At 37.9% G+C, this 25,047-nt stretch carries 23 protein-coding genes and 1 riboswitch; of the genes, 18 read left to right on the top strand and 5 right to left on the bottom strand.

Annotated features, from left to right (window positions below; translation table 11 throughout):
- Positions 1–24 precede the first annotated feature (24 nt).
- Together cysP and cysC are read left to right on the top strand one after the other, a co-directional pair.
- Positions 25–1,101 carry a sulfate permease gene (gene cysP / locus AC2VNP_RS04525; protein ID WP_486916313.1) on the top strand — a complete coding sequence of 359 codons (1,077 nt, stop codon included), beginning with the start codon at positions 25–27 and terminating at the stop codon, positions 1,099–1,101.
- Positions 1,102–1,172: 71 nt separating this feature from the next.
- Positions 1,173–1,769: an adenylyl-sulfate kinase gene (gene cysC, locus AC2VNP_RS04520; protein WP_486916205.1), complete on the top strand. Its 597-nt coding sequence runs from the start codon at positions 1,173–1,175 to the stop codon at positions 1,767–1,769.
- 61 nt (positions 1,770–1,830) lie between these two features.
- Here cysC and AC2VNP_RS04515 read toward each other — a convergent pair whose 3' ends face one another.
- The 5 genes from AC2VNP_RS04515 to AC2VNP_RS04495 form a co-directional block, all read right to left on the bottom strand.
- Positions 1,831–3,609 (bottom strand): S8 family peptidase, encoded by a 1,779-nt coding sequence (locus AC2VNP_RS04515; protein WP_486916204.1) that lies wholly within the window; start codon positions 3,607–3,609, stop codon positions 1,831–1,833.
- Entirely contained in the window at positions 3,606–4,178 is a 573-nt protein-coding gene (locus tag AC2VNP_RS04510; RefSeq protein WP_486916312.1) for a GNAT family N-acetyltransferase, read from the bottom strand. Before AC2VNP_RS04510 ends, AC2VNP_RS04515 begins: the two co-directional genes overlap by 4 nt.
- 15 nt (positions 4,179–4,193) lie before the next feature.
- Complete coding sequence (locus AC2VNP_RS04505) at positions 4,194–4,958, bottom strand: divergent polysaccharide deacetylase family protein (protein WP_486916203.1); 765 nt, start codon at positions 4,956–4,958, stop codon at positions 4,194–4,196.
- A gap of 42 nt (positions 4,959–5,000) precedes the next feature.
- A complete protein-coding gene (locus tag AC2VNP_RS04500; RefSeq protein WP_486916202.1) occupies positions 5,001–5,912 on the bottom strand; it encodes an NAD(P)/FAD-dependent oxidoreductase in 912 nt (303 codons plus the stop codon).
- A 126-nt stretch (positions 5,913–6,038) separates the two neighbouring features.
- A complete protein-coding gene (locus AC2VNP_RS04495; protein WP_275116794.1) occupies positions 6,039–6,341 on the bottom strand; it encodes a MerR family transcriptional regulator in 303 nt (100 codons plus the stop codon).
- 258 nt (positions 6,342–6,599) lie between these two features.
- On the opposite strand from AC2VNP_RS04495, the gene AC2VNP_RS04490 reads away from it, so the two are divergent.
- The 16 genes from AC2VNP_RS04490 to cobT all read left to right on the top strand — a co-directional run bounded on the left by AC2VNP_RS04490 (position 6,600) and on the right by cobT (position 25,044).
- On the top strand, positions 6,600–8,678 hold the full coding sequence (locus AC2VNP_RS04490; protein WP_486916201.1) for an EAL domain-containing protein: 2,079 nt from the start codon (positions 6,600–6,602) through the stop codon (positions 8,676–8,678).
- A 346-nt stretch (positions 8,679–9,024) separates the two neighbouring features.
- Positions 9,025–10,491: a uroporphyrinogen-III C-methyltransferase gene (cobA, locus tag AC2VNP_RS04485; protein WP_486916200.1), complete on the top strand. Its 1,467-nt coding sequence runs from the start codon at positions 9,025–9,027 to the stop codon at positions 10,489–10,491.
- 17 nt (positions 10,492–10,508) lie between these two features.
- Positions 10,509–11,282: a sirohydrochlorin chelatase gene (locus tag AC2VNP_RS04480; RefSeq protein WP_486916199.1), complete on the top strand. Its 774-nt coding sequence runs from the start codon at positions 10,509–10,511 to the stop codon at positions 11,280–11,282.
- Position 11,283: 1 nt separating this feature from the next.
- Positions 11,284–11,898, top strand: a complete 615-nt coding sequence (locus AC2VNP_RS04475) for a precorrin-2 dehydrogenase/sirohydrochlorin ferrochelatase family protein (RefSeq protein WP_486916198.1) — start codon at positions 11,284–11,286, stop codon at positions 11,896–11,898.
- A 164-nt stretch (positions 11,899–12,062) separates the two neighbouring features.
- Positions 12,063–13,064 carry a biotin synthase BioB gene (bioB, locus tag AC2VNP_RS04470; protein ID WP_486916197.1) on the top strand — a complete coding sequence of 334 codons (1,002 nt, stop codon included), beginning with the start codon at positions 12,063–12,065 and terminating at the stop codon, positions 13,062–13,064.
- Positions 13,065–13,358: 294 nt separating this feature from the next.
- A riboswitch (cobalamin riboswitch) is annotated at positions 13,359–13,534 on the top strand.
- Between the two features lie 190 nt (positions 13,535–13,724).
- Entirely contained in the window at positions 13,725–15,338 is a 1,614-nt protein-coding gene (gene cobJ, locus AC2VNP_RS04465; protein ID WP_486916196.1) for a precorrin-3B C(17)-methyltransferase, read from the top strand.
- Positions 15,339–15,370: 32 nt separating this feature from the next.
- The gene (locus tag AC2VNP_RS04460) at positions 15,371–16,261 is read left to right on the top strand and encodes a sirohydrochlorin chelatase (protein ID WP_486916195.1); all 891 of its coding nucleotides are present in this window, start codon (positions 15,371–15,373) and stop codon (positions 16,259–16,261) included.
- Between the two features lie 7 nt (positions 16,262–16,268).
- Positions 16,269–17,039: a precorrin-6A reductase gene (gene cobK, locus AC2VNP_RS04455; protein WP_486916194.1), complete on the top strand. Its 771-nt coding sequence runs from the start codon at positions 16,269–16,271 to the stop codon at positions 17,037–17,039.
- The gene (locus tag AC2VNP_RS04450) at positions 17,040–17,690 is read left to right on the top strand and encodes a precorrin-8X methylmutase (RefSeq protein WP_486916193.1); all 651 of its coding nucleotides are present in this window, start codon (positions 17,040–17,042) and stop codon (positions 17,688–17,690) included.
- Positions 17,691–17,693: 3 nt separating this feature from the next.
- On the top strand, positions 17,694–18,812 hold the full coding sequence (locus tag AC2VNP_RS04445) for a cobalt-precorrin-5B (C(1))-methyltransferase (RefSeq protein ID WP_486916192.1): 1,119 nt from the start codon (positions 17,694–17,696) through the stop codon (positions 18,810–18,812).
- Positions 18,791–19,999: a precorrin-6y C5,15-methyltransferase (decarboxylating) subunit CbiE gene (cbiE, locus tag AC2VNP_RS04440; protein ID WP_486916191.1), complete on the top strand. Its 1,209-nt coding sequence runs from the start codon at positions 18,791–18,793 to the stop codon at positions 19,997–19,999. Before AC2VNP_RS04445 ends, cbiE begins: the two co-directional genes overlap by 22 nt.
- Entirely contained in the window at positions 20,000–20,707 is a 708-nt protein-coding gene (gene cobI / locus AC2VNP_RS04435) for a precorrin-2 C(20)-methyltransferase (RefSeq protein ID WP_486916190.1), read from the top strand.
- Positions 20,708–20,719: 12 nt separating this feature from the next.
- On the top strand, positions 20,720–21,511 hold the full coding sequence (cobM, locus tag AC2VNP_RS04430) for a precorrin-4 C(11)-methyltransferase (protein WP_486916189.1): 792 nt from the start codon (positions 20,720–20,722) through the stop codon (positions 21,509–21,511).
- On the top strand, positions 21,504–22,583 hold the full coding sequence (locus AC2VNP_RS04425; RefSeq protein ID WP_486916188.1) for a cobalt-precorrin 5A hydrolase: 1,080 nt from the start codon (positions 21,504–21,506) through the stop codon (positions 22,581–22,583). The genes cobM and AC2VNP_RS04425 overlap by 8 nt, the downstream gene beginning before the upstream one ends.
- A 9-nt stretch (positions 22,584–22,592) precedes the next feature.
- Positions 22,593–23,987 carry a cobyrinic acid a,c-diamide synthase CobB gene (locus AC2VNP_RS04420; protein WP_486916187.1) on the top strand — a complete coding sequence of 465 codons (1,395 nt, stop codon included), beginning with the start codon at positions 22,593–22,595 and terminating at the stop codon, positions 23,985–23,987.
- A complete protein-coding gene (gene cobT, locus AC2VNP_RS04415) occupies positions 23,968–25,044 on the top strand; it encodes a nicotinate-nucleotide--dimethylbenzimidazole phosphoribosyltransferase (protein WP_486916186.1) in 1,077 nt (358 codons plus the stop codon). Before AC2VNP_RS04420 ends, cobT begins: the two co-directional genes overlap by 20 nt.
- The last annotated feature ends 3 nt before the right edge of the window (positions 25,045–25,047 follow it).

The following is a 25,047-nucleotide window of genomic DNA, read 5'->3' as shown; positions in this document are numbered from 1 at the left end:
CGCTGATGTGGTGATTGAAATATGCTGTTAGTTTCAATTGCCTATATTATTGCTTTATTTTTTGCTATGAATATTGGTGCTAGTGGAACCGCTGCAGCGATGGGACCAGCATATGGCAGTGGTGCAATTCCTAAAAAGAGAATCGCGATGATACTAGTAGCGGTTAGTGCATTCATTGGCGCTTTAGCCGGTGGTGAAGTTGTAAAGACGATTGGAGGGGGAATTATTCCCTCTTCTATCATTGACGTTCAATTAGTCATTATAATTTTAGGGTCAGCGTGCTTAACGTTATTTATTGCTAATCTAATGGGAATTCCTCTTTCCACTAGTGAGGTTGTTGTTGGGGCAATTGTCGGAGCAGGTATAGCTTTTCAATCATTATACTTTGATAAGTTAATTATGATCGTATCTTTTTGGGTAATCGTACCAATTGTCGCTTTTGTGTTGGCTTTTATAGCTGGAAAAATAATAACAAAACTTGAGAAAAAATATCCTAGTCTTACTGGGAAAGGAAGATGGAAGAAAGTTCTCGTCTTCTTATTAATTTTATCAGGATGTTTAGAGGCATATGCTGCAGGGATGAATAATGTCGCAAATGCTGTAGGGCCGCTTGTTGGTGCGGGACTTATAGACATTAATACAGCAGTTATTGTCGGCGGTTTATTTGTTGGGTTAGGTGCAATCTTACTAGGTGGACGTGTTCTTGAAACGAACGGAAAGCGGATTACAAAGCTGTCATTAATGCAAGGAACAGCAGTTTCAACAACAGGTGGGACCTTAGTAATTATTGCGTCGATCTTTGGTTTACCTGTTCCGTTAACTCAAGTCACCACTTCAGCTATTGTTGGGATTGGGACAGCAGAAAATGGCTTTCAATTATGGCAAAAAGGGATTATTAGAAAAATTGTAAAGGTTTGGGTTGTATCCCCTGTGTTCTCATTAGTAATGAGTTATGGTTTAATTCTCGTCTTTTTACAAGCTGATTTTTATACAGTGGTAGTGATTGTCAGTGTTTTTATTGCTACAGTTGGTTCAATTAGCTTAGCAAGAGCTGTAAAAAAAGAAAAACAAGCCTTTCATGATCATGGTGGGGGAATTTAGTAAAGTTGTTTTCGGACCTTATAGTTTGAAATAAAACACAGTATCCCTATGAGGATAAAAGGAGTGTAGAAATGAGTAATAATATCGTCTGGCATCAATCAACAATCGATAAAGAAGAGAGACAAGGGAAGAACAAACATAAAAGTGTTATATTATGGTTTACAGGTTTGTCTGGGTCAGGTAAATCGACTTTAGCTAATGCAGTAGATCATTTACTTTATAAACGTAACATCAATAGTTATGTTTTAGACGGTGATAATATACGTCATGGTTTAAATAAAGGTCTAGGCTTCAGTGATGAGGACCGAAAAGAAAATATACGTCGAATCGGTGAGGTAGCTAAATTGTTTGTTGACGCAGGAGTGATTACAAGTACCGCTTTTATTTCTCCTTTTCGAGAAGACCGAGATAATGTAAGAGGTATAGTTGAAACGGGTGAATTTATTGAAGTTTACGTTAAGTGTTCTCTTGAAAAATGCGAGGAAAGAGATCCAAAAGGGTTGTATAAAAAAGCAAGAGCTGGTGAAATCCCTGATTTCACAGGAATTAGCTCGCCATATGAAGAGCCAATTTCACCGGAATTAACAATAGAAACAGATGTATTATCCATCGAAGAAGCAGCTAACCGCGTGGTCCAGTACTTAAAGGAAAATGGCATAATCCAATAAATTAAAGGAGCACCCACAGATTATATATTTACTGTAGTGCTCCTTTTTGTGTTTTGATCTATTAGTTGATTAACTGTTTTAATGCGTCTCCAACATTGATTTCACCGGATCCGTAAAATGGATCATGACCTCGTTCTCCTAAGTCAATGGCAGTCTCTGTTATTAATTCATAAACTTGTTCATTCGATAGCTCAGGGTTGATCGAACGTATTAACCCGGCTAAACCAGCAACATGTGGGGCAGCCATGGAAGTTCCGGACATGATAACATAATTATTGTTTGGGAATAAACTTGGAATGTGTTCACCTGGTGCAGCAACATCAATGTGGTTCCCGTAGTTAGAGAAGAAGGCGCGTTCTCTTGTATCGTCTGTTGCTGCTACTGTCAGTACTTCTGCATAATCTGCGGGATACATCGGTTCATTGGTGTTATCATTGCCACTTGCTGCGATTAAGACAACATCATTTCGATGTGCGTATTTAATAGCGTCGTGTAGAATGTATGAGTTATGATAATCACCCAAGCTCATATTAATTACTTGGGCCCCGTTATCAACCGCCCAGCGTATTCCTCTTGCTACTTCAAACGAAGAGCCTTCACCCTTCTCATTTAGAACTTTTACAGGTAGAATATTATTTTGCCATGCAACTCCTGCGATCCCTGTGACGTTATTTGTAAGGGCTGCTGCGATACCTGCAACATGTGTACCATGACCGTGTTGATCATTTGAATTAGAAGTGCCATCAAAGGCGTTAAACCCTTCAAGTACTTTTCCTTTTAGGTCCTGATGGTTAGGGTCAACTCCCGTATCAAGTACAGCAATCGTTGTTTCCTCGGCACCATCAGTAACTTCCCAACCTTCTTCAGCTTGTATTTGGCTCAAATTCCATTGATAAGGTTGGAAGAATTCATCGTTCGGGACAACGGTTCGCGTAGCTTGTTTAGTAAATACGAAGTTTGGTTCCACGAATTCGACATCAGGATGATCAGCTAACTCTTGCAGTAGTTCATTTGTTGATTTAGCAGCAGATTCTACAACATAATAAGGGTCACTATTTTTGATTAATGATAAGTCAGCCTGTTCCTCAATCCAAGCTTCACTATCTTGGTTCTTAACAAGCTTAATTACAGCTTGTCCTTCTACATAATGTTGTTCCTCATCGTCTTCAAGATCAGAATGTACGACAATTTGCCAACCGAGCTCGGGCACGGTTTGGGCCGATACACCTTTAGGCAAATCTTTCGTTGTTTTCCATTGAACTTCTGGGTCATCCCCTGAAACGAAGAAGTTTCCATTTGAATCAGCCACAGAAGCTAAGTCTTTAATATAACTTTTCACAAAACTTAAATTGATCTCACCTGCAACGGTTTTTTCATCATCCATTTCTTTACTAATCATAAAAAGGTGTTCATTTTCTACTTGATATGGGTCAGAAAAAGTTAATTCACCTTGCTGGTGATGAAGTTTTTTCAATTTATCTGCACTTATTTCACCGGTCGCCTCCGTTATTTTTCCATTTTCAACGATTGCGAAGGAATGAAAGTGAGGATGCTCGTGTACTTCCTGTTGAAATTTTTGTTTTAATTCTTTGTCATTTAAATCTTGTTCTGCCCAGCGATCAAGTTGAAGAGACAACTGTGAAAGAAACATCGATGTTGTCATTGAAAGATCTTCTGCTAACACTTGATCCATACCCTTTTGTTCTATTTTTTCATCCTTTTGATTCGGAGGCGGGGTACGTTGCATTCCCAGTTGGTCACCGTTAGTGAGGATGAGAGCTATAAATCCTAAAAATATAAATCCACCGACAAATAGTGCGATTTGATACATCTTTTTCATTTCTTTTCACCACCTGAGTTAAAAAAGTAAGCCATTAATACTTCATCATCGTAAGTTCCTCTTAAGCACACTTGTTCTTTTTGAACCCCTTCCACAACAAAACCGGCTTTTTCATAAAGTTCAACTGCGATGTGGTTGGAAGAAAATACAGTAAGACATAATTTATGCAATTGCACTGATTTACACCAGTTTAGGGTAAAAGCCATTAATTTTTTTCCGATACCTTTTCCTTGAGCATCTGGAGTTAACCATGTACGAAACAATCCCGTATGTTTTTTCATTTCAAGAGAACCGCGTATGACTCGAGCTAATCCACTTATTTTTCCATTAATATCAACAACAACATACATGTTGCCGTTTTCCTGCATTTCCTGAATGAATTGTTTTTCCTCTTCATCAATTCGAACGGATTCTTTTTGTAGAAAAGTACCTTCTGCTACAATTTCTGAAACAGCATTAACAATACCTTTACTATCTTTAGTTGTAGCAGGGCGAATCGTTACCGTAGTTCCATCTTTTGCTGTAAATGTCTCACTCGTTTGTTGTTTTTCTTTAAGTAACAAGATAATCCTCCTTTCCCGTAGTTATTCTGACTGCCAGAACTTCTCAGGGTTTTCTTCTACTTTTGTTTGCAATAAGTGTGACGCTGGTACGACCTCTATCCCTTTTTCTTTAAAATGAGGTAGAGCAGATTTTACGCCCTTCACAGTTTCTGTTCCTTTTATTCCGACATGTCCTATTCCTATAGCTTTTCCGTGTTTGGTTGCAACTTTAGCTAATTTAATCATTTGTTGATGTACATGACTGCTTGACGAATGTGTATCATCAAGGAAAGTATCCCTGATCGACCAAGGGATATTCATTTCTTCTGCTAATTTTGGAATAACCGATTTTCCACTCGTTCCACTATCGATGACGTACAAGTCATATTCTTTAACAACTTCTAGAATTACTCGCATAATTTCTTCGTCTTCTACAATTTTGGATCCCATATGATTGTTCACACCAGCAACGTGAGGAATGCTTTCGATAGCAGCAGTTACTCTTTTTCTAATTTCTTCATGACTTAAATCACTTGTAATCGGATTAGGTCCAAGCCATGATTTTTTTCCTTTTTTAGGTTCAAGAGGCAGGTGGAGCATTACTTCTAAGCCTAGCTCATGTGCCTTTAATGCTTGTTCTTCACTGTTTTTTAAAAAGGGCATAACCGCAACGGTAATTGGGATTTTAGAGTCGAAAAATTCATTTACACCTTTCACATCTCCACCAAAATCATCGATAATTATAGCAGCTTGTAAATTTTCGTGTGTAGAATGTTCTTTGGCGACAAGTGTTGTTTGAAATGTCATAAGAAAAATAAGGAATGCCAAGAAGATCAAGGACTTTTTCATTTATGTAGCCAGCTCCTTTTGTAAACTTTTGTGGATCCAAATCGCAGCTTGTGCGCCATCACCCATAGCAACACTCAGTAATTGAGAGTGATTGACTAGGTCACCAACGGCCCAAACGTTAGGTATATTTGTTTCTTTTGTACGGTGATTTACATTGACATGCATATTTTCCAGTCGTTCAATTCCAATCTCCTTTGCAATATTTGAATTAACTTTTGTTCCTTTCATGGCAAGAAAAGCATGATTAGCCTCTATTTTGTAGCCATTAGATAATGTAACGCCAGACAGGTATCCTTCCTCTATATAATGTAGCTCGCTTACTTCTTCTTGATATAAAGGGATATGTCTACTTTTTAATTTCGCCTTTAATTCTTTATCGATATCATCAAGATCGTGGTTAACGTAGATGATGTCCTTTGTCCAATACGTAAGTAGTAAAGAGAGGTGTGCTCCTTTATTTCCAGAACCGATGACGATCGTTTTTTTATTCGATATTTCATACCCATCACAATCAGGACAAATGTAAATCGATCTACCTAAACATGGATAAATCCCGTCAAGATCAGGTATTCGTTCAGTCATTCCCGTTGCTAATAATAGCTTTTTTCCTTGAAGAGAATTACCATTTTTCAAGTGAACAGAAAAGGTACCGTCCTCATTTTTAGTTATTGAAGATGCTGTATCTTCTATCATTTTTACATCATAAGATAAAGCTTGCTTTTTTCCTGCTTCTCGAAAGAAATCACCATTTACTCCATCAGGCCAGCCGAGAATATTATGGTACTCCTTGCATAAGGTTGAACGGCCGCCACCGTTATCAACAATTGCGATATTGTGCTTATAACGACCTAGTTGAATTGCTGCCTGGAGTCCTCCAATACCGCCACCGATGATAATGCAGTCGTACGACATGAGAGTCAGTCCTTTCATAACTCAAATTGAAAAACTTTTCGATTACATATTATTTATAGTTTTCCTTAAACTGAATTTCTTATGAAAGCAAAAAAAATAAGCAATTAAACATTAATGTTTAATTGCTTACTTTCTCATATTGAAAGCGGCATTTAGCTGACCGCGTAGCATTTTTTCGCGAACTTCTTTCTTCTTAAGTTGCTTTTGCTCCATTTTGCGGATTTCAAAAGTTTGCATTCCATCTTCCATTTTATTTGCGATATCAACAAGTCGTTCGACATCTAGAAAAGAGTATTTTCGTGTACCACCTTTGGAACGTTCAGGGAAGATGAGTTTGCGCTCTTCATAATAACGTATTTTTCGTTCGGATAGCCCTGTTAACTCACTGACTATGCCAATCGTAATCACTTTTTTATCTTTATACGACATGCGCCGACTCCTCTCCTTTGTAAAACTTTTCTGTCTATTTCTACAATATTACTATAACACAAAGAAAATAAGCAAAAGGGTTCAATGTAAGATAATCTAACATGTATTCTTAAAATAAGACTCTAAGTAAAAAGGTTAAAAAATTTGTAAAAACTTATCTTTCTTTTCACACCATTGTCTTTAAAAAGTATGTAAAATAGTACTAAAGATACAAAAGAGATTATTAATGTGATACTCACAATGAAAGTAGGATACATAATGGTGACAAATGATCCTGAAACAATCATGAAAATAGCAAGAAACCAGTTATGGGAAAATTGTGACCTCCTAAGATCGATTGTCCAATCTTCACCATTAGCAATTGCTGTTTTAGATATAGATGGTAAAGTTAAATTGTTAAATTACGGTGCTGAAACGATGTTTGGGTGGCTAGAAGGAGAGGTAATGGGTGAACGTTACCCTATTTTCTTAAATGAAGGTAGTGATAGCTCTCTTTTTGAACAGATGAAAAATGAAGAGTTCATAATAAAGCAAGATTGTGTATTGAAAAAACGTTCGGGACTTTATCTTGATGTTTCAATTTTTTCTGTGCATTTATATGAGAAAGATCAATTTTTAGGAATTTTGCTTATTTCTGAGGATCATACGAAGCGGAAAAAGGCTGAAGCAGAGTTAAAACAATCAATGAAAGAAATAAAGGATATTAAATTTGCTTTGGATCAATCAGCAATTGTAGCAATCACTGATCCATTCGGTAAAATTCAATACATTAACGATAAATTTTGCGAAATTTCGAAGTACAACAGGAACGAATTGTTAGGACAAGATCATCGGATTTTAAATTCAGGTTATCATTCTAGCTCGTTCTTTAAAGAAATGTGGAAAACGATTAGAAGTGGTCAAGTTTGGCAAGGTGAAGTAAAGAATAAGACGAAAGATAATAACTATTACTGGGTTCAAACGACGATCGTCCCTTTCTTAGATGACAGTGGGAAACCTTATCAATATGTTTCGATCCGAACTGATATTAGTAAACGTAAGTTAGTTGAAGAAAAAGTAAAGAAGTTAGCCTATTACGATGAACTTACGAAATTACCGAATCGGACGTATTTTAAAAATCAGTTAGAGCAAGTGCTGGTCGAGCAAGTTAATGAACAAATTGCTGTTGTTAGTGTAGATTTAGATCGATTTAAAATCATTAATGATACATTAGGTCATCGGTATGGTGACCTATTATTAAAATCAGTAGCTAATCGTTTAAGAGGAAATCTTAGAAAAGAGGACTTTATTGCCCGGCATGGCGGTGATGAGTTTTTAATTTACTTACGTGATGTGACATATGAGGAAATAAAGCAAATTGCAAGAAACTGTATGAACTCATTACAGCTCCCTATTCGCTTAGACCAGACAGACCATTTTGCATCCATTAGTATGGGGATTAGCGTTTATCCACAAGATGGCAGTACTTTTGAGGAATTGTATCAAAAGGCTGATATTGCATTAAATCGAGTGAAAAAGCAGGGGAAGAACTCTTTCCAGTTCTTTGAGTCGACGATGGACCATTCATTATCTAGAGAATTACAAATTGAAAAAAATTTAAGAACTGCATTAGATCATAACGAGTTTACTTTGCACTATCAACCTAAGCAAAATATTCTAACCAAACAGATCGTTGGGATGGAAGCATTGATCCGTTGGAATAACAAAGAGTTAGGGAGTGTGTCTCCAGCTGAGTTTATTCCAATAGCTGAAGAAACAGGAATGATTAATGATATTGGCGAATGGGTGCTAAGAACATCTTGTCAGCAAAATAAGTTGTGGCATTCTAAGAACTCTCATTCAATTACGGTATCTGTAAATTTATCAGCTCGGCAATTTTTAGACCCTCACATTGTAGAAACCGTTACATCTATATTGAAAGAGACTCAACTAGATCCCAATTATTTAGAACTTGAGATTACAGAAAACGTAGCAGTACATGAAAAAGATTATGTGAACAAAAAACTAAATGCACTGCGCCAATTGGGAATTAAAATTTCAATTGATGATTTTGGTATTGGTTATTCATCGCTCAGCTACTTAAAGGATTATCCGATTGATACGTTAAAAATTGATAAATCTTTTGTAGATGAAATATCAAAAAATGGAGACTCATCGATTGTTCGTGCCATTATAGCTATGGCACACAGCCTTCATATGTCAGTCATTGCTGAAGGTGTGGAAGTTCAGGAACAGTTACAGTTTCTAAAAGATCATAAATGTGATCAAATACAAGGGTATATTATAAGTAAACCATTATGTGCAACAGAGTTTGAACGCTTATTCCTAAAAGCTTGAAATGAAGTGCCTGTTAAACTTGAATGTTAGACTATACAAGACCAAACCGCATCTGCTCTTGTACAGTACTACTCAAGATAGCCGGCACTTTTTATATATTGAGATAAGTTCGTATAAACTAAAATTATATAACTAAAGTTATCCACCTATTACACAAGTTAGTCAGCATCAACTATGCGTTTTATTGTTGCAAGAAGGGTTAATTTTTAATATACTTTATAAAACATATAAATAAACTCGGATATAAAAAGAGGAACGAGTACAAATTTACATGAAGTGTATATGAATAAGCTTAAAGTACATAAATAAAATGATTAGAATTCTGAACGGTAAAGGGGAAGCTAAAATGAAAAAAGGAATAGTTTATTTAGTAGGTGCAGGACCAGGGGATGCGGGGCTGCTTACAATTAAAGCACAAAAAGTAATTGAACGAGCAGATGTTATTGTTTATGATCGGTTAGTGAACCCGACTCTTTTGTTACTGGCTAAGCCAGATGCTGAATTAATTTATGCAGGAAAGCTTCCGAAGCGTCACATTATGAGACAAGAAAAAATTAATGAAACTCTTGTGGAACATGGGTTAGCCGGAAAGGTTGTTGTTCGCTTAAAAGGTGGAGACCCAAGTGTGTTTGGACGGGTGGGAGAAGAAGCGGATAGCTTAGCACAAGCAAACATTCCTTTTGAAATAGTCCCAGGAATAACCTCAAGTATAGCCGCCGCAAGCTACGCTGGAATTCCAGTGACTCATCGTGAATATGGAGGAACATTTGCGGTTGTAACGGGACATGATAAATCAACCTCAGGCCAACCGTTAATTGATTGGAGTTCACTTGCAAAAGGGATCGATACGATCGCTTTTTATATGGGAGTCAGTAATATCTTTCATATTGCGACGCAATTAATGAAGCATGGTCGTCCTGCCCATACGCCTGTCATATTAATTCAATGGGGGACATACGGAAGACAAAAAACGTTAGTAGGAACATTAGAAACAATTGGGGATAAGGTGGAAAAAACGAAGTTTCAAAATCCAGCGATAACATTAGTTGGTGACATTGTAGCGTTAAGAGAGAAGATAAAATGGTTCGAGACGAAACCTTTAATCGGCAAACAAATACTAGTTGCACGGACAAGTACTGAAAAAAGCCTACTGGAAGAAAAACTAAGTGAATTAGGTGCAGATGTCTATAATTATCCTTCGTTTGAAGAGACTTCACTTCTATCTTCCAGTCAAAATAATGATATAACTAAAAAGATAAATGAATATGATAAAATCACATTTACATCACCAGACAGTATTCGTTATTTCTTTAAATGGTTACTTATACAGCGACTTGATATACGGTCAATCCAAGCGAAGTTTCAAGTGCTTTCTGATAAGTCACTTCAACAGCTTGGAAAGTTTGGCTGTATTGCTGAAAAGATTCAAGAAATAGCACAATCAGCTAATCACCTAGTTGTCGGTGAAAAAAAAGCAGTAGAAGCATTTACAAATATAGACACAATGGTTACCCATGAAAATCATATTACGAACGCTTCACAAATTGTGTTGCAACGATTGATGGATGATCAGTTGTTATCGACCATTATCATTCCTAGTGCAAAATCAGTACTAGAATTAAAAATTGGAGCGGAACAAATTTCTCCACAACTTTATCAGGAATTATTAAAATTAGATGTAATCTGTTTCGGAGAAAAGTCTGCCCAAGCAGCATCAAATGCTGGATTTAAAGTTAACCATGTTTTAAATGAACCATCTCATTCTGCTTTGGTCGATTTTCTGCTTAAGCAATCTCAGCTTGAAAGTGTGTAAGGAAGAGGGTGTAAAAAATGGATGGTGTATTATATATTGGGCATGGCTCAAGAATTAATGCAGGGAATAAACAATTTCTAGTGTTTATTAATAAGGTCATGGAGATGCTGCCATTATCAATCAAAGAGGTTGCGTTTATTGAATTAACAAAACCTACAATCCAAGAAGGGATTAAAAGCTGTATTGAACAAGGAGCGACAAGAATATTTGTTCAGCCCGTTTTATTATTAGAAGCGGGACATGCTAAAAAAGATATTCCTGAAGAAATTGGAAAAGCGAAACAGCTTTACCCTGAGGTTCAATTTATATATGGTTCTCCTATTGGAGTCGATGATCGTATGATCGACATCGTATTCGACCGTTTACAAGAAAAAGGTTTTCAAAAAGAGACAAATGATAAAATCAAGGCTTCTGTTTTACTGGTCGGAAGAGGCAGTAGTGATATGGAGGCCAAAGCTGATTTTGAAGAAATTGCAAGACGATTAAAAGAAAAGCTTCAACTAAATCAAGTAACTCCTAGTTATTTAGCAGCCTCTGAACCGATATTTGAAGACGGCCTAAAACAAATCATAGAGGAAGATAATGAGATTATCTATGTCATGCCTTATCTATTATTTACCGGTGTACTCATGAAAAGAATGGGGCGAGCTATTATCGATATAGAAATAACTGATCATAAACAAGTACATCTATGCAATTTTCTAGGGTATCACGAGCAAATTAGGAACTTAATCTATTCAAAAACGATAGAGTTAATGAAAGGCAGTCATCATGAGCTTCATGCCAATTAGTTTGAACCTCAAGGATAAGCCGGTCGTTATCATTGGTGGTGGAAAAATCGCCGAACGAAAAGCTATAAAAATAGTAAGTCATGGGGCTAAGTTAACAGTCGTCTCACCTCAATTAAGTGAAAACCTAATAGAGTTAGTTGAAAATCAGTCGGTTCAATGGATTCAATCTGCATATAATAAAGTGTTTCTAGATCAAGCATTTCTAATTATAGCAGCTACAAACGACCCTGAGGTAAATTTAACCGTTTATCAAGATCGAAAACCAAATCAGTTAATAAATATCGTAGATCAACCTGACTTAAGTGATTTTCACATGGTGTCTACCTTACATAGAGGAAGGCTTACGATTTCTGTTTCAACAGAAGGAGCAAGTCCAATGTTAGCAAAGAAAATTGTCAACCAACTCAGTGAAGAGTATGGACAAGAATATGAAGAGTATGTTGAATTTTTAAGGGAGTCGCGAAAAGAGATTCTAGAAAACATTAGTGAAAAGAAGGTATGTCATCAGTTTCTTAATGAGTTGATCACCGATGAGGTCATTTATAATTCGGAGAGAAAAATATGGTTTGAAAAGCGTATGCAACAATACATGGAGATGGAAGAGGAGCGGTCATAATGGCTGCTCATTTTTTCATTTATCAACTATAAACATCAAAAAACTTGTCTTAATGGGGTAATTGGACCTTTTCACTGCCTAATAATATGGTAAATAATTCTTGTCAACCTCACTATTTAATGTTAACTTATATTAAAAGATAGTTGACGAAAGGTTGGGAGAAAATGACGACAACAACATCAACAAAAAGTATTTGGGAACAGTATGCAGATAAAGCGTTAAATGGCGAATTACTAACCATTGAAGAGGGATTAAGTATTCTTCAAGCAGATGATGATGAGGTTTTACCGATTATGCAAGCCGCTTTTCGTGTAAGAAAACACTATTACGGAAAAAAAGTAAAACTAAATATGATTTTTAATGCAAAAAGTGGGTTATGTCCCGAAGACTGCGGTTACTGCTCACAATCGATCGTTTCAACAGCACCTGTTGAAAAGTATTCGTTACTAGATAAAGAGACTCTAATCGCAGGTGCCAAAGAAGCTATGAACAGAAAAGCTGGTACATATTGTATTGTTGCGAGCGGGCGAGGTCCTACTGAAAAAGAAGTTGATCAAGTTATTGATGCGGTTAGTGAAATTACGGCGACAATGCCCCTGAAAATCTGTGCATGCCTAGGAATTTTAAGCGATGAAAAAGCTAAAAAGTTAAAAGAAGCAGGGGTTCATCGTTATAACCATAACCTTAATACACATAAGGACAATCATACAAACATCACTTCAACTCACTCTTATGATGATCGTGTAAATACGGTTGAAGAAGTGAAGGCGGCAGGTATGTCTCCTTGTTCTGGCTGTATTATTGGGATGGGTGAGACAGATGAGCAAATTGTTGAGATTGCGTATTCATTACGAGAAATTGATGCTGACTCCATCCCAGTGAACTTTTTACATGCGATTCCAGGAACTCCACTAGAAAACTACAAACGGACGAAACCGATGAAATCACTAAAAGTACTAGCCTTGATGCGTTTCATAAACCCTTCAAAAGAAATTCGGGTTTCTGGAGGAAGAGAAGTAAACCTTCGTACATTGCAACCGTTAGCGTTATTTGCTGCAAACTCTATATTCGTAGGTGATTATTTAACTACGAAAGGCCAAGCAGTTACAGAAGACCATAATATTATCGAAGATTTAGGCTTTGAAATAGAAGAGTGTGCTCTATAATCAATCGACAATTTTAGAGGATTTTCAAAAAGTCCGGGAAAAATAGCTGTCGAAACTCTTCGTCAGCTTGCTCCTACGCTCCTCACGTATTTACACTATACGTTCCGGTGCTCGGAGGCTACGCTTTCTCGATTTTCTCGGCTCTTTTTGTCCTCCTTATTGAACTCGACATATTTAGATAATTTTAAAAATAGATTGACAAACCTTTATCTTTTCCATTAATCTTTTAATACAATCACATATGTTGGGAAAGGGTAAAGATTTTAACAGTGTTCGTGTTCATTACATGAATTTGTAAACAATTCTAGTAGAATGCTATTAAGATCTTTAAAAGGGAAGTTCGGTGAAAGTCCGACGCGGTCCCGCCACTGTAATTTGGTTGTAGTCTATTAAACCACTGTTCTATGAATGGGAAGGAATAGATTGCACTAACCATGAGCCAGGAGACCTGCCTTTTCTAACAACACTGTCTGACCTACGGGAGATAGGGAGGTGTTAGAGAGCGGATTTTCTGAATTTAATTATTCATGCGAATTATTTTATTTGGGCGGAAGTTATGAGCATCTCTAACCATTACTCTATGGTTAGGGGTGCTTTTTTATTTGGTGTATTGGTGTATTGCTTTATAAAATAAATCAACCATTAAAGGAGAGGAAGTAGATGCAGCGAGGTAAGCTACTAATTATCGGATTTGGACCTGGTAGTGAACAGCATATGACCTTTAGAGCGAAAGAAGCCATTTTAGAAGCCGATTCCATCATCGGTTATAGTACATACGTTGATTTAATTCGTCCGTTAATTACAAATCAAGAAATTGTACGCACAGGTATGACAGAAGAAGTGAGTCGAGCACAAGAAGCTGTTCGCCAAGCGGAAACAGGAAAAAAAGTAGCTGTCATTTCTAGTGGAGACTCAGGTGTTTATGGTATGGCTGGCCTTGTGTATGAAGTTCTCATTCAAAAAGGCTGGAAGGAAGAAGGGGGTGTTGAGGTAGAAATTATACCTGGCATTTCGGCTATCAATTCCTGTGGATCGCTATTAGGAGCACCAATTATGCATGATGCATGTACGATTAGTTTAAGCGATCATTTAACGCCGTGGGAATTAATAAAAAAGCGAGTGGATGCTGCTGCTGAAGCTGATTTCGTAATCGCGTTATACAATCCACGAAGCGGGAAAAGAACAAGACAAATTGTCGAGACACAAAAGATTTTATTAAAGTATCGTTCACCAGATACACCAGTTGGATTGGTGAAAAGTGCTTATCGAGAAAGAGAACAAATTGTTATTACTGATTTAGAACATATGTTGGACCATGAAATAGGGATGTTAACCACGGTTATTATCGGAAATAATTCTACGTTCATCTATGAAGGAAAAATGATTACGCCAAGAGGGTATCAACGAAAATACACATTGAATGAGACTGAACAACAACTTAAACCACATGAACGGCTAAAAAAAGAAGCAGAACCTTGGGCACTTCATGGGGGAGTAGAAGATGAAAGACTGATAGCTGACAGACCGCTCAGTCCGCGCATTCTAGCAGAAGAGGCGCTTTCAAAACTGGATATTAAAACAAAACCACTAGAAAACAGCCGACAAAAAGGAAACGAGTTTCAACAGGAAGACATTTTTGAATTTGCAGTTTCACCTGGGATTGCGAATAAAAAAATAACACCGCAACAATTGACAGCATTGGTAGAAACGGTAGGAGAGGGAGCAACACTTGAGTATACACCAGATCACTTAATCAAAGTTTCAGTTAAGACATCCAATCCAAATAAAATAACGGAAAGTTTGGAGAATACAGGCTTTCTACTTCTTCCAACAGGTGATGTGGTCAACATAAAGGCATGTGATTTTTGTGACGGTGAAAAAGCAGACTCGATTCCACAAGTAGAACAACTTCAACAACTAATCGGCGGAATGTCTGTACCAAAGCAAATAAATATTGGATTTAACGGCTGTGGAATGGCGTGCTATAGTGCACCAACAAATGATATAGGGATCATATATCGTAAGAAAGGTTTTGATTTATTTTTAGGAGCTAAAACAACAGGTAGAAATGCTCATGTCGGACAGCTTGTTGCTGAAGGATTAGAAGGAGGAAAGCTTGTCGACCTTGTTGTTAACATAGTAGAAGATTACAAAAATCGAGGGTTACCAAATGAGCGCTTCCATAAGTTTTTTAAACGAGTACAAGTTGTTGAAGGATTTTATTACAAAGAAGTTCCCGAGCAAGTGGTAGTAGATATGGCTTGTGGGGATTAATAGACGTTGCTAAATAAAAAGGAGGAAACGCAATGAATGCAATTTTATTTATCGGTCACGGTACAAAAAAGCGGGAAGGTAATGAACAACTTCTTCAATTTGTTGAGTCAATGAAAGGGGAGATACCGTATCCAATCGTTGAAACTTGCTTTTTAGAGTTTTCCACTCCAACAATACGTGAAGGGATAAAACGATGTGTGGACCAAGGAGCAACGAAAGTTGGCCTCGTTCCAATGATGTTTTTTTCAGCGGGGCATGCGAAAATACATATCCCGGTTGAAATTGATGAAGCAAAAGCCATGTATCCTCATGTCGAATTTAATTATGGTAGACCAATCGGTGTTCATGATAAAGTGTTTGATATTTTACAATCGCGTCTACTTGATGTTGGCTTTTCTAACGAGAAAGGAAAAGAAGATGTCGGTATTTTATTAGTCGGCCGCGGCAGCAGTGATGCAGATGCGAATAGTGAGCTATACAAGATAGGTAGATTGCTTTCTGAAAAATTAGATATGGTTAATGTCGAACTGTCATTTATTGGTGTAACTTCACCTACAGTTGAAGAAGGTGTTGCCAGATCAATAAAGCTAGGAGTCAAGAACATTTATATTATTCCTTACTTTTTCTTTACAGGGATATTAATGGACCGAATGTCTGAAAAGCTTCAAACCTTTCAAGTTGAGTATCCAGAATTACATTTTTCGATGACTGAATTTTTCGGTTTCCATCCTATTCTGAAAACGATCTTTGTTGAAAGGGCACAAGAAGCACTGCAAGGTAAAGCAAAACTCAATTGTGATGTTTGTTCGTACCGCATACATGCAATGGAACATATGGATATACATCATCACCACGACCATGACCACCATGATCATCATGGGCATACTCATCATCACAACCATCAGCATGAAGTTCAAAGGTAGGATGAAGATGATTTATGTAATAGCTGGGACAAGTGATGCAAGAGAATTGGCGATAACACTTAGAGACGCAGGTCATGACATCATTGCTTCGGTCGTAACAGATAATGCGGCTATTTCTCTTCGTGAAGCGAATATTGAAACCGTTGTTGGAAGACTAACCGCTGAAGAAATGGAGGCATTCATTGAACAAAGAGGACTACAAATGATCGTCGATGCTTCTCATCCATTTGCGGAAGAAGCATCAAAAAATGCAGTTGAAGCGAGTCGTATCTCACAAGTACCTTATATACGCTATGAAAGGGAAGAGTATCAGGGTCGTACTGGACAGATTACGCATGTTTCTTCTTATAAAGAAGCAGCACTGCTTGCCAAAGAGAAAAAGGGGACGGTTATGCTTACAACTGGAAGTAAAACACTTCGAATTTTTACAGAGCAATTATTGAATGTTGATGGGATTCGATTAATTGCAAGGATGCTTCCACGTAAAGATAACATGGAAAAATGCGCGGAATTAGGTGTTGAACAAAAAAATATTGTAGCCATTCAAGGTCCTTTTTCTAAGGAGCTAAACATTGCACTGTTTAAGCAATATAATGTAACGCTTATGATTACGAAAGAAAGTGGTAAGGTCGGTTCTGTGGACGAAAAAGTTGAAGCTGCTAAAGAACTAAATATACCGATTGTAATGATTTCAAGACCTGAATTAGACTACGGTATTGTTTGCAGGACTTATTACGATGTTTTAGAAACGATAAATCAAAAAATTGAGGTGCTATAAATGGATTTTCAAACAGAATTTAAGCCGTTAACCGTACAACCACAAGAAATTGAAGGATTGAGTTTTCAAATGATCACTGACGAGTTGGGTGTACACCATTTTACAGAAGAACAATATCCAGTTGTTCAGCGCATTATACATGCGTCTGCTGATTTTGAGTTAGGACGTAGTGTTGTATTTCATAGAGACGCAGTAGAAGCAGGAATTAAAGCAATTCGATCGGGAAAAAAAGTGGTCGCTGATGTACAAATGGTTCAAGTCGGGATTAGTAAACCTAGAATTGAAAAGTTCGGTGGGAGTGTTCATGTGTATATCTCTGATCCAGATGTTATGAAAGAAGCAAAACGTCTGAATACAACGCGGGCAATTATTTCTATTCGGAAAGCTATTAAAGAAGCTGAAGGTGGAATTTTTGCGATTGGTAATGCACCTACTGCATTACTAGAATTAATTCGTTTAGTAAAGAACGGTGAGGCCCGACCAGGACTTGTTATAGGGATGCCAGTTGGCTTTGTATCAGCTGCTGAATCAAAAGAAGAACTGGCTAAATTAGATATCCCATTTATTACAAACATGGGACGTAAAGGAGGAAGCCCAGTTACTGTTGCTGCATTAAATGCATTATCACTTATGGCTGAAAAGCAGGGGTAGAACATGAAGAAGAAAGTTGAAAAAGACCCGAAGGATATGCGGCATGGATATACAACTGGTGCTAATGCGACGGCAGCAACAAAAGCCGCCTTACTTTCACTCCTCTTGCAAAAAGAAGTGAGACAAGTGTCCATTCGTTTACCTGTTGGTGAAGTGGTAACTTTCAACATGGAAAATGTAAGATTTAATGAACGTGAAGCTAGCGCAACAATCATTAAGGACGGTGGGGATGATCCTGACGCAACTCATGGAGCACAAATTATCGCGACCGTTCAATTAAGTCTGGATGAAGGTATCCATCTAGACGGAGGTGTAGGTGTCGGAAGGGTAACAAAGCCTGGTTTACCAGTAGCGGTCGGTGAAGCTGCCATCAATCCTATTCCACGAAAAATGATCATTGAGGCTGCTATAGACGTATTAGAGAAATTTTCTCTCGTAAAGGGTGTAAGTATTATCATTTCCGTACCGGATGGAGAAGAAATTGCGAAGAAAACATTAAACGGCAGGTTAGGTATTATTGGAGGAATTTCAATATTAGGTACGAGAGGGACGGTTGTACCTTTTTCAACTTCAGCATTTAAAGCGAGTATTGCTCAGGCGATTCAAGTAGCAGTTACTAACGGATGTGATCACTTATTTTTAACAACAGGTGGTAGAAGTGAGAAGTTTGCCATTGAAACTCATCCTGAAGCTAAAGAAGAAGCTTTTATTGAAATGGGTGATTTTGTCGGGTTTGCTTTAAAGCAATGTAAAGCGAAAAGGGTAAAGAAAATAACGCTTGTAGGAATGATGGGGAAATTTTCAAAAGTAGCTCAAGGGGTCATGATGGTGCACTCTAAAAGTGCGCCGGTTGACTTCAATTTTCTGGCTGAAGTAGCAAAAGAAGCGGGAGTACCAAGCGAATTACAAGAAGAAATTCGTGGGGCTAATACAGCATCCCAAGTAGGTACTCTCATGTTGGAGCATGAATACCATGCCTTTTTCTCAAAACTATGTCTATCAATAGGACATATGAGTATTAAAGAAATTAAGGGCGGTCTGGATATAGAAGTCTATATTATATCAATGAATAAAGAAGTATTAGGAAGAGAGGTTGTAGTATGGGACAACCCATTAAAGTGATAGGGATAACGGATGGCGGAAGGACTAGTATTTTACCAATTTACGAAAAGTGGATTAATGAAAGTGAATGTTTAATAGGGGGAGAACGGCATCTGAGCTTTTTCCCAGATTTCAATGGAGAGCGTATTCCATTGAAAGGTAACCTAAAGGCTGTCGTAGAGCGGCTTCAGTCTTCAACGAAAAGTTGTGTTCTGTTAGCTTCTGGAGATCCTTTATTTTACGGGATTGGTAGTTATCTATCAAAAAAAATCCCCGTCGAAATCTATCCTAATGTCAGCTCAATTCAGGAAGCTTTTGCTGAAGTGCAAGAAAGTTGGCATGACTGTACGTTTATTAGTGTTCACGGGCGGACAATGAAAGGATTAGCTCAAAAGGTTGATGGCAAGGAAAAGGTGTGTCTGTTAACAGATGAAACGAACACACCAGCCGAAATTGCTAAGTATCTTCTTTCATACGGGATGAGAGAGTATGATGCCTATGTAGCAGAAGCTCTTGGTGGAGAAAATGAAAAAGTTGTTTCACTTTCTTTAGAAGAAATGTCTGATTATGAAGGGCACCCACTTAATATCGTTATCTTAAAGCAGAATAGAAAAGGGCCAACCTGGTCAATTGGAATATCCGATGATGAATTTAAACAAAGAAAGCCCGATAAAGGACTAATTACAAAAAAAGAAGTACGAGTTCTAAGTTTAGCTGAATTAAATATTCAAGAGGACTCAACCATATGGGATATAGGCACATGTACAGGGTCTATGGCAATTGAAAGCGCAAGAATTGCTAGACAAGGTAAGGTATTTGCGATTGAAAAAAATCAAGCAGACTATGAAAACTGTCTAGAAAATACGAAGAAGTTTCGAACCGATATTACAGTGAAATGTAGTAAAGCGCCAGAAGGCCTAGAGGAGTTTTCTGATCCAGATGCCATATTTATTGGCGGAACAGGTGGAGAAATGAGAGAACTATTAAGAATCTGTGATGAACGTTTAAAAGAAGGAGGACGAATAGTTCTCAATGCAGCGACGATTGAGACTCTATATCTAGCCAATGAAATATTTCATTCTCTAGGGTTTGAGACATCGATTAACCTTGTCCAAATTTCAAGAAGTAAACCTATTTTACATATGAACCGTTTTGAAGGTTTGAATCCAATTTACATTATTACAGCCACAAAGAAGGAGGAGCAATAAATGACACTCGGAACCGTGTATGGCGTCGGGGTAGGCCCAGGTGATCCGGAACTACTTACGATTAAAGCCTACAGGATGCTTAAAGAAGCAGATGTTGTTGCTTACCCAAAGAAGAGAAAAGGTAGTAAAAGCTATGCTTATCAAATCGTAGAACAATATATCGATACAACGAATAAAGAAATGCTAGGTCTCGTGTTTCCAATGACAAAAGATCAAGAAATTCTAGATAGAGAGTGGCGGACGATTGTTGATCAAGTATGGGAGTGTATTCAACAAGGAAAAGATGTTGCGTTTGTAACAGAAGGGGACACGATGTTATATAGTACATTTATTCATATGTACCGCTTAATGAAAGAGCTTCATCCAGAAGTTAATATTGTATCCATTCCTGGAATATCGAGTGTGAATGGGGCTGCATCAAGACTCGGTATACCACTTGCGGACGGTGATGATTGGACAGGGATTATTCCAGCAACGGACAATCGGGATGACATGAAAAAAGCGCTACAAGATCATGATGGAATGGTGTTCATAAAAGTAGCTAAAGTATTACCGATGATGATTGAACTATTAGAAGAGCTAGATTTAATTGATAAAGCGACAGTCGTCACAAAAGTAACGTCAGGTGAGGAATATATATGGAAAGATGTTCGTGAACTAAAAAATGCTGAACTAGAATATTTAACGTTAATGTTAGTAAGAAAGTAGGTGAAACGTTTGTTGGAAGCTAAAGTCTATATTGTAGGAGCTGGACCAGGGGATCCAGAACTAATAACAGTCAAAGGGCAAAATATTTTAAAGCAAGCGGATGTCATCTTATATACAGACTCTCTTGTGAACGAACAGCTTATGGATGTGGCAAAACCAAACGCACAAGTTTTAAAAAGTGCCGGTATGAATTTAGAAGAGCTTGTTGACTGTATGATAACAAATGTTAAACATGGGCGAAGTGTAGCACGCGTTCATACAGGTGACCCTTCTGTTTATGGTGCGATCTTAGAACAGATGCGCTATTTAAAACGTGCTGATGTTGATTATGAAATCATTCCAGGTGTCAGTTCAGTTTTTGCAGCAGCAGCTGCTGCACAGATCGAGTTAACGGTTCCTGAATTAACGCAAACCGTTATATTAACGCGTGCTGAAGGACGAACACCAATGCCAGAGAAAGAACAATTACGAGATCTTGCAAATCATCATAGTTCGACCTGTTTGTTTTTAAGCGCGACGCTAATTAAGAAAGTAGTAAGAGAATTTTTAGAAGCAGGGTGGCTTGAGACGGATCCAGTAGTCGTAGTCTATCGTGCCTCGTGGCCAGATCAAAAAGTTGTGAAAACGACGTTAGGTCAATTAGATGAAGCAATGAGAGCAGAAGGCATTCGTAAACAAGCAATGGTTATCATCAGTAAAGCAGCCAATGAGGAACTATTAATGGAAGAAGGAAAATATGAGTCTAAGCTCTATGATAAATCGTTTACCCACGGTTTTCGAAAAGGGGAGTCCGTTAATGGATAACATTGCAATCGTTGCCATTACAAAGCATGGAGTCGAACTCATTCGAGAATTAAGTACATTCATGCCAAAAGCGGATTTGTACTACATGAAAAAGTTTGAACGGGGGGATGAAACCGAGAGAAATATTCACTTATTTGAAGGTTCGATTCGACTTTTATTGCCTGATATGTTCAAAAAATATGACGGGATTATTATGGTGATTTCATTAGGAGCCGTCGTGCGAATGATTGCGCCGATTTTAATTGATAAGAAAACGGACCCTGCAATAGTAGTGATTGACGATAAAGGAGAATTTGTAATTAGTGTGCTTTCAGGCCATATTGGGGGGGCGAATGATTTAACCCGTCAAGTGGCTTCATACATTAATGCGACTCCGGTAATTACGACAGCATCTGATGTTCAAAAGACAATTCCAGTGGATATATTTGGACGTGAATTTGGCTGGATAATTGAAGACTTTTCAAATGTGACACCTGTAAGTGCAGCTGTTGTAAATGAGGAACCGCTTCTTATCTTGCAAGAGTCAGGTGAAAGAACATGGTGGAAACATGAACGGTCGCTCCCGAAGCAAATGAAAGTGGTACAATCGTATGAAGAAGTAGTTGATATTGATTTTAATGCAGCACTAGTTATTACTCATAGAATTTTATCAAAAGAACAAGTGCAAAAGCTGTTAGCAAATGGAGTTTTATATCGGCCCAAATCTGTTTATTTAGGGATTGGTTGTAATCGTGGGACAAATATGGAAGAAATAAAAAGCGTCATTTACGAGACGTTGAAAGAACAACATATTTCAATTCATTCGGTAAAGTCGATTGCGACCATTGATTTGAAAAAGGATGAAGAAGGACTGATTCAAGTATGTGATGAATTTGGCTGGGAGTTTCTCTACTATACTGCAGAGCAATTAAATGCAGTTCCTATAAAAAATCCGTCTGAAACAGTTTATAAATTTACCGGTGCTTATGGTGTTAGCGAGCCGGCTGCACTTCTAGCCGCAGGAGTAGATGAGCTTATATTAGAAAAAAAGAAAAGTGGAAATGTAACGATATCAATTGCTGTTAAAAAGTAAGGATGTGACATGATGCAACGCAGAATAGTGATTGCAGGAACAAATAGTGGAGTGGGAAAGACGACATTAACGATTGGCTTAATGGCAGCCTTTAAAAAGAAAGGCTTAACTGTTCAAGGATTTAAGTGTGGACCAGATTATATTGACCCTAGTTATCATACAGCTGTAACAGGTAGACATTCCCGAAATGTTGATAGCTGGATGCTCGATCATGATATCGTCAATGATATCTTTGTGAAGGCAAGTGAAGAGGCGGATATATCAATTATTGAAGGAGTAATGGGTTTTTATGATGGAAAAAGTCCAAAGAGCAATATTGGCAGTACAGCTGAGATTAGCCTACTACTTCAGGCGCCAGTTATTTTAGTTGTTAATATTGCGAGTATGGCTAGGAGTGCGGCTGCCATCGTTAAAGGCTATCAAATACTCGACCCAAACGTAAATATTGCGGGTGTCATCCTAAACAAAGCGGGGAGCAAAGGGCATTATGAGCTTTGTAAAACCGCAATTGAACAAGAGTGTGATGTTCCAGTTGTCGGTTATTTATTAAAAGGTGACGGCTTACACATTCCAGAACGACATTTAGGATTAATTCCTGCGATTGAACGAGGTGAACTGGACGAGTTTTTTAATGAACTTGGTGAAGTAGTTGCTGATCGCATGGATTTAGATGAGTTATTACGCATTGCAGAACAATGCCCAGTTCTTCAGCCTAAAACCGATTTATTTTTAAAACAGGAAGAGGAAGATCCTAAAGTGAAAATTGCGGTGGCTTATGACTCTGCATTTAACTTTTATTATCGTGAAAACTTTAAGCTTTTGGAGAAAGCAGGTGCTGAGTTAGTTTTCTTTAGCCCTCTAAAAGGAGAAACGTTACCGGCTGCAGTAGACGGTTTGTACATTGGTGGCGGTTTTCCAGAAGAATTTGCCAAAGAGCTATCAGAAAACGCTCTAGCGAGAAAAGATATTAAGAATGCTATAGCAAATGAACTGCCTACCTTTGCTGAATGTGGAGGGTTTATGTACTTAACGGACTCCATTACAAATAGTCAAGGGCAAACATACCCAATGGTTGGTGTCATACCTGGAAGAGTTAAGATGCAGGAAAGTTTAGCTGCTCTCGGGTACCGGCAAGTAACCGCCATTGATGGGACGTTTCTTTTAGGGAAAGAAGCAGAAGCTCGTGGTCATGAGTTTCATTATTCTACATTTGAAAGTGATTCTGATTTTCAGAGGGCTTATTTTGTAAAAGCACTTCGTGGTGAAAAAAAAGAGGGCTATAAAACCGATCATCTAGTTGCTGGATATACACATATTCATTTTGCTTCAAACCCAGATATGGCAAAGTCCTTTGTTGAGAAATGTTTAGAATATAAGGAGAAGAATGATGCAGAAAATCAATAAAATATTGTCCCAAATAAAACCGCTAGATCAACAAATAATGAAAAAAGTTAGCGAACATGTTGACCAATTAACAAAGCCAATTGGAGCGCTCGGTAGGATTGAAGAGATGGCTATACAATTAGCCGGAATTACTGGAAAAGAACGGCCAACGGTTAAGAAGCCTGCCATAGTGGTTTGTGCTGGAGACCATGGGATTGTTTCTGAAGGAGTCTCAGCATATCCACAAGAAGTAACAAAACTAATGATTCAAAATTTTATCGTCGGTCGTGCTGCAATTAATGTTCTCGGAAATCAAATCGGTGCAACGGTAACCGTCGTTGATATCGGCGTTAATGGTGAAGTAGGTCATCCTTCTCTAGTAAAGAAAAAGGTGAAAAATGGTACTAATAATTTCTTTATAGAAGATGCGATGAGTGAGACAGAAGCTGTTCAAGCGATTGAAGCAGGTATGGAAGTCGCTCAAAACTTAATTCAGCAAGGACATGAGCTAATTATTATTGGCGAAATGGGAATTGGAAATACGACGGCTAGCAGTGCATTAATTGCAGCTTATACGAAAGCCGCTGTTCAAGATGTTGTCGGTCGTGGGACTGGACTCAATACAGACGAACATCAACATAAAATAGCAATCATTGAAGAGGCTCTACGACGTCGAAATGTAAATAATGCGTCCGCACTTCAAGTGTTAGCTCGTGTCGGTGGACTTGAAATTGCAGCCATGGCGGGTATTCTATTTCAAGCTGCAGCAAATCGTATACCTGTAATTGTAGATGGGTTCATTTCGACTGCAGCCGCATTGGTTGCCCATGAAATGTGTCCAATGATTAAGGAGTATTTAATCATTAGCCACCAGTCTGTTGAACCCGGACATAAGGCTGTATTTGAATATTTAAATAAAAAACCGTTGCTTTCGCTCGACTTAAGATTAGGAGAAGGAACGGGAGCGGCATTAGCTTATCCACTGCTAGATGCGGCAACAAGAATTTTAACAGAGATGGCTACTTTCGCTGACCTAGGGATTGAAAAGAGCAATGAGGCAACAGAAAGTACGGTGTAAAGG

It is taken from the genome of Alkalihalobacterium sp. TH-98, from assembly GCF_057473385.1.
This window is presented reverse-complemented; position numbering and strand designations above follow the sequence as displayed.

Bases quoted from the DNA above. Each gene is read 5' to 3' on its own strand.
- cysC (WP_486916205.1), top strand. From the start codon at position 1,173: ATGAGTAATAATATCGTCTGGCATCAATCAACAATCGATAAAGAAGAG.
- AC2VNP_RS04515 (WP_486916204.1), bottom strand. From the start codon at position 3,609: ATGAAAAAGATGTATCAAATCGCACTATTTGTCGGTGGATTTATATTT.
- AC2VNP_RS04505 (WP_486916203.1), bottom strand. From the start codon at position 4,958: ATGACATTTCAAACAACACTTGTCGCCAAAGAACATTCTACACACGAA.
- AC2VNP_RS04500 (WP_486916202.1), bottom strand. From the start codon at position 5,912: ATGTCGTACGACTGCATTATCATCGGTGGCGGTATTGGAGGACTCCAG.
- AC2VNP_RS04495 (WP_275116794.1), bottom strand. From the start codon at position 6,341: ATGTCGTATAAAGATAAAAAAGTGATTACGATTGGCATAGTCAGTGAG.
- AC2VNP_RS04490 (WP_486916201.1), top strand. From the start codon at position 6,600: ATGGTGACAAATGATCCTGAAACAATCATGAAAATAGCAAGAAACCAG.
- cobA (WP_486916200.1), top strand. From the start codon at position 9,025: ATGAAAAAAGGAATAGTTTATTTAGTAGGTGCAGGACCAGGGGATGCG.
- AC2VNP_RS04480 (WP_486916199.1), top strand. From the start codon at position 10,509: ATGGATGGTGTATTATATATTGGGCATGGCTCAAGAATTAATGCAGGG.
- bioB (WP_486916197.1), top strand. From the start codon at position 12,063: ATGACGACAACAACATCAACAAAAAGTATTTGGGAACAGTATGCAGAT.
- cobJ (WP_486916196.1), top strand. From the start codon at position 13,725: ATGCAGCGAGGTAAGCTACTAATTATCGGATTTGGACCTGGTAGTGAA.
- AC2VNP_RS04460 (WP_486916195.1), top strand. From the start codon at position 15,371: ATGAATGCAATTTTATTTATCGGTCACGGTACAAAAAAGCGGGAAGGT.
- cobK (WP_486916194.1), top strand. From the start codon at position 16,269: ATGATTTATGTAATAGCTGGGACAAGTGATGCAAGAGAATTGGCGATA.
- AC2VNP_RS04450 (WP_486916193.1), top strand. From the start codon at position 17,040: ATGGATTTTCAAACAGAATTTAAGCCGTTAACCGTACAACCACAAGAA.
- AC2VNP_RS04445 (WP_486916192.1), top strand. From the start codon at position 17,694: ATGAAGAAGAAAGTTGAAAAAGACCCGAAGGATATGCGGCATGGATAT.
- cbiE (WP_486916191.1), top strand. From the start codon at position 18,791: ATGGGACAACCCATTAAAGTGATAGGGATAACGGATGGCGGAAGGACT.
- cobI (WP_486916190.1), top strand. From the start codon at position 20,000: ATGACACTCGGAACCGTGTATGGCGTCGGGGTAGGCCCAGGTGATCCG.
- AC2VNP_RS04425 (WP_486916188.1), top strand. From the start codon at position 21,504: ATGGATAACATTGCAATCGTTGCCATTACAAAGCATGGAGTCGAACTC.
- AC2VNP_RS04420 (WP_486916187.1), top strand. From the start codon at position 22,593: ATGATGCAACGCAGAATAGTGATTGCAGGAACAAATAGTGGAGTGGGA.
- cobT (WP_486916186.1), top strand. From the start codon at position 23,968: ATGATGCAGAAAATCAATAAAATATTGTCCCAAATAAAACCGCTAGAT.